Below are 1,001 nucleotides of genomic sequence, written 5' to 3'. Positions count from 1 at the left end.
GGTGAGGCCGTTGGAGGCGCCGTCCTGGTTGACGGCGGAGCCGCGGATCACCGCGAGCACCCGGTGCCCCGCGGCCCGGGCGTCGGAGAGCCGCTCCAGCACGAGCATGCCCGCGCCCTCGGCCCACCCGGTGCCGTCGGCGTCCTCGGAGAACGACTTGCAGCGCCCGTCGGACGCCAGCCCGCGCTGCCGCGAGAACTCCACGAACATCCCCGGCGTCGACATCACCGTGGCCCCGCCGGCCAGCGCCATCGTGCACTCCTGCGCGCGCAGCGCGCGCGTGGCCAGGTGCACCGCGACCAGCGAGGACGAGCACGCCGTGTCCACCGTCAGCGCCGGGCCCTCCAGGCCGAGCGTGTACGCGATCCGCCCGGAGGCGACGCTCGGCGTGGTCCCGGTCAGCATGTAGCCCTCGGCGCCGCCGCTCGCCTCGTGCAGCCGCGGCCCGTAGTCGGCCGCCGAGGTGCCCGCGAACACGCCGGTGGCGGAGCCGCGCAGCCCGTCGGCCGCGACGCCCGCCCGCTCCAGCGCCTCCCAGGCCAGTTCCAGCAGCAGCCGCTGCTGCGGGTCCATCGCCGCGGCCTCCCGGGGGGAGATCCCGAACAGCCCGGCGTCGAACTCCGGCAGGTCGTAGAGGAAGCCGCCGCGGCGGGCGTAGCTCGTGCCCGCCCGGTCCGGGTCCGCGTCGAAGACCGCGTCCAGGTCCCAGCCCCGGTCGCCGGGGAACTCGCCGATGGCGTCCCCGCCCGCCGACACCAGCTCCCACAGCGCGTCGGGCGACACCGCGCCGCCGGGGTAGCGGCAGGCCATCCCGACCACCGCGATCGGCTCGTGGTCGCGCTCCTCCAGGGACTGGAGCCGCTGCCGGGTCTGGCGCAGGTCGGCGGTGACCGCCTTCAGGTAGTCGCGGAGCTTTTCCTCGTTGCTGCTGGCCATCGAACGCCTTCAAGGGGACGGCGCCGGCGGCGCCTGCGGGCAGGGACGCGCGGCGGATACGTACC

General features: G+C 76.1%; 1 protein-coding gene. It reads right to left on the bottom strand.

Annotation, left to right across the window (positions count from 1 at the left end; all coding sequences use genetic code 11):
* Positions 1-936, bottom strand: a 936-nt coding sequence (locus H5J30_RS35690; RefSeq protein ID WP_181791927.1) for a beta-ketoacyl synthase N-terminal-like domain-containing protein, incomplete at its 3' end; no start/stop codon positions are given.
* Positions 937-1,001: the final 65 nt, after the last annotated feature.

The sequence above is a fragment of the Streptomyces phytophilus genome (assembly GCF_013870535.1).
Taxonomy (GTDB): domain Bacteria; phylum Actinomycetota; class Actinomycetes; order Streptomycetales; family Streptomycetaceae; genus Streptomyces; species Streptomyces phytophilus.
The sequence above is the reverse complement of the archived record's forward strand: the minus strand, read 5'-3'. Positions and strand labels throughout refer to the sequence as shown.